At 56.1% G+C, this 6687-nt stretch carries 5 protein-coding genes; all 5 read left to right on the forward strand.

All coding sequences use genetic code 11. From position 1 onward, the window contains the following. Positions 1-4 precede the first annotated feature (4 nt). The 5 genes from ABIZ35_RS13890 (at position 5) to ABIZ35_RS13910 (ending at position 6197) form a co-directional block, all read left to right on the forward strand. A complete protein-coding gene (locus ABIZ35_RS13890) occupies positions 5-865 on the forward strand; it encodes an alpha/beta hydrolase (protein ID WP_348220507.1) in 861 nt (286 codons plus the stop codon). Positions 866-910: 45 nt separating this feature from the next. After that, complete coding sequence (locus ABIZ35_RS13895) at positions 911-2668, forward strand: MOSC and FAD-binding oxidoreductase domain-containing protein (protein ID WP_348220508.1); 1758 nt, start codon at positions 911-913, stop codon at positions 2666-2668. Between the two features lie 20 nt (positions 2669-2688). After that, positions 2689-3744, forward strand: a complete 1056-nt coding sequence (locus tag ABIZ35_RS13900; RefSeq protein WP_348220509.1) for an alpha/beta hydrolase — start codon at positions 2689-2691, stop codon at positions 3742-3744. Between the two features lie 273 nt (positions 3745-4017). Continuing rightward, complete coding sequence (locus tag ABIZ35_RS13905; protein WP_348220510.1) at positions 4018-5070, forward strand: LacI family DNA-binding transcriptional regulator; 1053 nt, start codon at positions 4018-4020, stop codon at positions 5068-5070. A gap of 143 nt (positions 5071-5213) precedes the next feature. Further along, the gene (locus ABIZ35_RS13910; RefSeq protein ID WP_348220511.1) at positions 5214-6197 is read left to right on the forward strand and encodes an RICIN domain-containing protein; all 984 of its coding nucleotides are present in this window, start codon (positions 5214-5216) and stop codon (positions 6195-6197) included. Positions 6198-6687 lie beyond the last annotated feature (490 nt).

The raw sequence follows: 6687 nt of genomic DNA on the forward strand, positions 1-6687 counted from the left end.
TTCCATGAAACACCCGACTTTTTATCGCACGACACAGATAGACGGGCTCTCCCTCTTTTACCGAGAGGCTGGCCCCAAAGACGCGCCGACGCTGCTCCTGCTGCACGGACTTCCCTCGTCATCACGGATGTTCGAGCCACTCTTCGCTCGGCTTTCCGATCGCTATCACCTGGTCGCGCCCGACTATCCTGGCTTCGGACACAGCGACTGGCCAGACCCAGGCCAATTCGCATATACGTTCGATCGCTACGCCGAGATCATGAATCGCTTCACCGAAACCCTCGGGCTCGCGCATTACACGCTTTACATGCAGGACTACGGCGGGCCCGTTGGCTTTCGCATGGCTCTGGCGTACCCGGAGCGGGCACAGGCGCTTATCGTCCAGGATGCGGTCGCTCACAACGATGGCCTTGGGGCGAACTGGGCCGCCCGAAGGGCGTTTTGGGCGGATCGATCGGTTCATGAGGAAGCGCTGCGCGAAAACTTACTGTCGCTTCAAACCACGAAGACACGCCATCTCGGAGACGATCCCCAGATCGATCTCTATGACCCCGATCTCTGGACCGATGAATACGCCTTTCTGTGCGCTCCCGGGCAGGCGCAGATCCAAAGCGATCTTTTCTACGACTATCGCACGAACGTCGAGGCTTATCCAAAGTGGCAGGCATGGCTGCAGAAGACGCAGCCCAAGCTACTGGTCCTCTGGGGCAAACACGATCTCTCGTTCGATCTCGGCGAGCCGGAACGCTACCGTAAAGACGTACCGAACGCGAAAGTCGCCGTGCTCGACGCAGGACATTTCGCGCTCGACACCAACGCAGATGAAATTGCGGCGCTTGTGCGTGAGTTCATGGAGCAACTCTAGCTTGGATGATTCTGAGGCGGCGCAAGATTTGAGGAGGAGATCGTTATGGCCCGGCTGCTTTCGGTCAATGTGGGTTTGCCGCGTGAAGTGATATGGAATGGCAAAACAGTCCGAACCTCGGTCTGGAAATTCCCGGTGGAGGGGCCGCGAATGGTCCGCAAGCTCAATATTGACGGCGATGCGCAAGCAGATCTGTCGGGGCATGGCGGAGAGCAGCGCGCCGTGTTTGTCTACCAGATGGACTCCTACCACTACTGGGAGCGCTTTTTAGGGCGTAACGATTTCACCTTCGGCCAGTTTGGAGAGAACTTCACTGTGGAGGGACTTCTCGATGAGGAGGTCTGTATCGGCGATCGCTATCGTATCGGTGACGCGGTATTTGAAGTGACGCAGCCACGTGTCACCTGCTACCGAGTGGGCATCCGCATGAACGAACCTCGTATGCCGGCCCTGCTCGTGGCGCATCACAGACCCGGATTTTACTTCCGCGTTTTGCAGGAGGGAGAAGTGGAAGCCGGTGATGAGATCGTGAAAATCGCCGATGGTCCCGAAGGGCTCACGGTCGCTGACGTGGATGCGCTGCTGTATTTGCCCGGGCATTCTCACGAGCAAATGGAACGCGCGCTTCGGATTCCAGCCCTCAGTAAAGGCTGGCGGGAATCCTTTGAGGCGATGCTCAGGCAAGGATCGAGCGCACAAACGGGTCAAGGTAATTCAGGGCTTGCCACAGAGGAAGCGCCGCCGGCATGGCTCGGGTTTAGACCAATGCGAGTTTCGCATATCCAAAAAGAAAGCAGCAGCGTTCGCTCCTTTGTGCTGACATCAAACGACGGGCTCCCCCTTGTCAGGCCCCAGCCAGGACAATTTGTGGTGCTGCGCCTGCAAGTGGATCCGGAGAAACCGCCCATTCTTCGCAGTTATTCCTTGTCTGATCTGCCGGGCATCGATTCCTTTCGTATCAGCGTCAAGCTCGAATCCCATGGGGTTGGAAGTTCATTCCTGCATAACCAGGTGCGAGAAGGCGATATCTTGGATGTCAGTGCACCGCGGGGCGCCTTTACGTTACGCCCCGGCGACGGTCCGGTTGTGCTGCTCAGCGCCGGCGTCGGCGCCACGCCAGTATTAGCGATGCTGCACGCGCTCGCTGCGGAGACATCACCGCGGCGCGTCTGGTGGATCTATGGAGCGCGCAATCGCGAGGACCACCCGTTTGCGGAAGAATCCCGCTCTCTGCTGCGACAGCTGCCTCAAGGGCGAAGCTGCTTCCTGTATAGCCGGCCGGCTCCAGCTGACCAGGAAGGGGTGGATTTTGATGATTCAGGGCGCATTGACATCCCTTTGCTAGAGAAGATGAACGTACCCGCCAATAGCGAATTCTATCTTTGCGGTCCCTCTGCATTCCTGAAGAACATGAGCGACGGCCTCAGGGCGTGGGGGGCGCCCTTCGAGCAAATACATCTGGAGATATTCGGCGCCCTTGACGGCGTTACGCCGGGTGTGGCGCGGGTTGACCACACGCCTCACCCGCCACAAGGGCCGCCAGGCCCTGGTCCATCCGTCTCTTTTGCGCGCAGTGGAATCACGGTCGCCTGGGATCCGAAATTCGAGAATTTGCTGGAGTTCGCTGAGGCCTGCGACGTCTCGGTGAGATGGTCGTGCCGGATGGGAGTGTGCCACACCTGCATCAGCGGTCTGATTAGCGGGTCGGTGAGTTATCGACCCGAGCCACTTGAGCGTCCCGCTTCCGGTAATGTTCTTGTTTGCTGCTCACAGCCCGCTGCGAATGTGGTCCTTGATATTTGAATGGAGTAGGGAGATCGATCATGAATGAAACAGTACCAACCGGCATATCGCGCCGTCGTCTTTTGGCGATGGCCAGCGCATCGGTGGGGGCGACTTTTCTCGCCCAGCGCCCGCTCTTCGCGGACCAGGGCGAGGCCGCTCCAGCAGCGGTCAATACGGTGGGCGTCGATCCGCCGGCATCCTTTGGTCCGCTGAAACAGATCGACGCCGGGGTCCTCAACATTGGATACGCGGACGAGGGACCTGCGAATGGTCCTGTGGCCATTCTGCTGCACGGCTGGCCGTATGACATTCACAGCTTCGTCGATGTCACGCCTCTGTTAGTCAAGCAGGGATATCGGGTGATCGTCCCATATCTGCGCGGCTATGGCTCGACGCGATTTCTTTCCACTGAAACAATCCAGAATGGTCAGCAATCTGTAGTCGCTGTCGATATCATCGCCTTGATGGATGCGCTCAAGATCGAAAAGGCGACTATTGCCGGTTTTGATTGGGGAGCAAGAACGGCGAACATCATCGCGGCTCTGTGGCCGGAGCGCTGCAAGGCGCTGGTCTCCGTGAGTGGCTACCTGATTGGTAATCAGGCGGCCGGAAAGATACCACTGCCGCCCGAGGCGGAACTGCAATGGTGGTACCAATATTATTTTGCAACGGAGCGAGGCAAAGCAGGTTACGACAAAAACCGGCGCGATTTTGCGAAACTCATCTGGCGGATCGCTTCACCGAAATGGAACTTCGATGACGCCACGTTCGATCGCACCGCCGCGTCTTTCGACAATCCCGATCATGTCAGCATTGTCATTCACAACTACCGCTGGCGACTCGGTCTGGCGGAAGGCGAATCGAAATATGACGCTCTTGAAAAACGGCTGGCGGAAGCTCCGGTCATCACCATCCCCACGATTACCATGGAGGGCGACGCCAACGGCGCCCCTCACCCGAACAGCGCCGCATACCGCAAGAAGTTCTCGGGCAAGTATGAGCACCGGCTCATCAAGGGCGGGGTCGGGCATAATCTTCCGCAAGAAGCCCCGCGCGCATTTGCCGACGCCGTTATCGATGTCGCCAGTTTTTGAGAGAACCTGGACAGGATGGCTGACATCCCTGGATTTCCCTGATATGGGTTCTAACTCGCCAGAGCATCCGACTTCGAAGAGCCCCATCATTTTGATATATTTTGGGGCTTGCAAAAGATGCTCTCCCTCTGTTTTCAACTTTGCACAATCAAATCTCTTGACAAGCGCAGCCTCCCAGTATATAATGGTTTTCTAGTAGCGCGCACTAGTAGCGCGCACTAGTTATGGGTAGCCCTTGGCGTCACGCTTGAAATTTCAATGGAGCTTTCTATTTTGTTACGCAGGCCCACGCAAGAGGATGTCGCCAGACGCGCCGGGGTTTCCAAGGCTACGGTCGGATTTTCTCTCACCAACCGATATGACATTGGCATCCCGGAGACGACGCGACAGCGTGTCAAACAGGCGGCGGAGGAAATTGGCTACCGACCGAATCTTGCCGCGCGCGCGCTTGCTTCCGGCCGCACCAATACGATTACCGTTGCGTTCCCAGGAACCATCGACGTCTATCATAGCAATGTCCTGCAGTTTTTTGAGCGTATTACCAATGCTCACGGCTACCATCTGATCGCCACAACGATTGGCCATATTGCTCCGTCCAATGCGCTGCCGGACCTTTGGGATTTACTCAACGCGCCGAATGACGCCATCGTTCTCGTCGATGTCTTCGATCGATACCGTCCTTACGTCGATGAGCTTGTTCCTTCCTCCAAGCCGGTCGTCTCCATGGGCATCGTCGATGTGACGGGCGTGGACAGCGTTCATGTGGATATTTCCGTGGCGGCGGCAGCCGCGTGCAATCATCTGTTCCTGCCGAATAAAGACCATGTCGTGTTTTTCGGGGCTAATGTGTCGAATACGGATCATCAAACGCTTATCGAACGATCCCAGCAAGGCCAGGCGGACCCACGATGCGTCGCCTACTACCGCGCCGCGACGGAGCGGGGGATTGAACCGGTAATCATCAGTGGCGTCGATTGGACCCGTGCTGGGACGATCGCGGCGCTAAAGCAATATGTGGCTGTCCATGGATGCCCAGATGCAATCATATGCACCAACGATGTGCTGGCTATTCGCGTGCATGGGGAATTGCGGCGATTGGGATATCGGATTCCGCAGGACGTACGCATTGTCGGGTGTGACGGCATCGAAGTCAGCGAAGATGTGGCTCCATCGTTATCCACGATCGTACAGCCCGTTCAGGAAATGTGCAAACTCACCTGGGATTTACTGCAAGCTCGCCTGGCAGATCCTGAGATACCAAGGCAATACGCACGCCTGGTGGCGGAACTGCGTATTCGCGGCTCTTCTGATGCGTCCTTGGAGTGATGGGGAACGCTTCAGTGAGATCTCTGAAAGGAGAATATACACAACAAAATTATGGTGTTTTGATAGAGATAATTGCTATACAGATCAAATCGAGAGAGAGTTCGCTGGCGCGTGATGCGATAGTGCTTAAGGAGAAAATAGTTATGAATGCAACAAAAGCTGTACAGAAGTCAGTCGGCAGGATCTGTTTGACTCTCATGATGCTCAATCTTGCGGCTGCGAGCCACGCCGCGCTGACGTGGTCGTGGGTATCAGTTCCTTCCGATCCGAATATCAACTCAGCGATCTCGAACGCAATGAATACCGCCGTTGGCAACTACAACACTTACGCAAACTACAGCGGCAATATCGCGGTGACGTATAACTCCGGCGTTCCCACGGCGCAGACCGACGGCTATGGGGGATGGATTGAGTTCGGAGGATCGATCAATGCGCGGGTCGCCGAGCATGAAATCTCCCACTGGTTGGGCACGGGCACCTACTCAAGCTGGAACAATTTTCGAAACAATGGGGCGTGGACCGGGGCGAACGCCCTGGCGCGAGTGCAGCAGCTCGATGGCCCAAGCGCTGTGATCGGCTGTGACGCTCAGCACTACTGGCCCTACGGCGCGAATTATGACAATGAACCCACGGGATATCGGCACATCGCAATCGTCGGCGCGCTTCGGGCGGATATGGGGCTGAGCGACACGACGAAATTCCCGTACGCCAGCGGCACATACCGGCTGCAAAACCGAGCCGATAGCGAGTTTTTAGACAATCTGGGAGGAACGGCCAATGGATCAGGCGTGTATCAATGGAGCTCCGGCTCCAGCCCAAACCAGAAGTGGGTGCTGACGGCGATCGGGAACGGTTACTACAAGCTCAGCTGTGTCACCGGTGGCCTGTATTTGGATACCGTCAACAATACGGCGGACGGCTCCTCGATCGGGCAGTGGCAGAACGGCGGCAGCTGGAATCAGCAATGGGCGCTGACGCCGGCGGATTCCGGATACTTCAACATTGTTTGCCGCGCGTCCGGCAAATGTGTCGACAATTACGGCGTCTCCACGAATGGAGCTCCCATGGTCAACTGGGGCTGGTGGTGGGGACAAGATTACAACCAGCAATGGCGGCTCACTAACTAGCGCTCCCGATCTCAGCGCAGATTGCCCGGTCTTGATTCATCACGGGCAATCTCGTAGGAAATAGTGTATCAGCGATGATTGGCAGAGCGGCACGGCTTATCTGACATTTACGAACGAATAGAAAACGAATAAGAGCACAAAGAATTCAGGGATGCTCCCAACTTCTTACAGAAGAGATGTTGCATTATCCATCTGCTACAATATGGTATGGCTCTTGAGATTTTCCTCACTCGCTTCTGACTCGACCGAAACGAACATCATCGTTGATAAACAGTACATTCAATCCTCCAGCTGAAACATGCCCACGTCATGCATACTCGCATTAGTGACAACTCCACGCTCATAAATGAGCGGGCTTCTACGGTCTTACACCGAGAGAGTGTTATCCCACTCTCACTAACTCTTCATCACAAGCAATGCTTGTGTGGATTGCGCCTCTTATAACAACGCAGTGAGACGGTGTGACTGGTGGTCCAACGTGTTCCTAAAG

Source organism: Capsulimonas sp. (genome assembly GCF_039929585.1).
Lineage (GTDB): Bacteria > Armatimonadota > Armatimonadia > Armatimonadales > Capsulimonadaceae > Capsulimonas.

Coding starts and splice junctions, on each gene's coding strand:
- ABIZ35_RS13895 (WP_348220508.1), top strand. CDS start 911: ATGGCCCGGCTGCTTTCGGTCAATGTGGGTTTGCCGCGTGAAGTGATA.
- ABIZ35_RS13900 (WP_348220509.1), top strand. CDS start 2,689: ATGAATGAAACAGTACCAACCGGCATATCGCGCCGTCGTCTTTTGGCG.
- ABIZ35_RS13910 (WP_348220511.1), top strand. CDS start 5,214: ATGAATGCAACAAAAGCTGTACAGAAGTCAGTCGGCAGGATCTGTTTG.
- ABIZ35_RS13890 (WP_348220507.1), top strand. CDS start 5: ATGAAACACCCGACTTTTTATCGCACGACACAGATAGACGGGCTCTCC.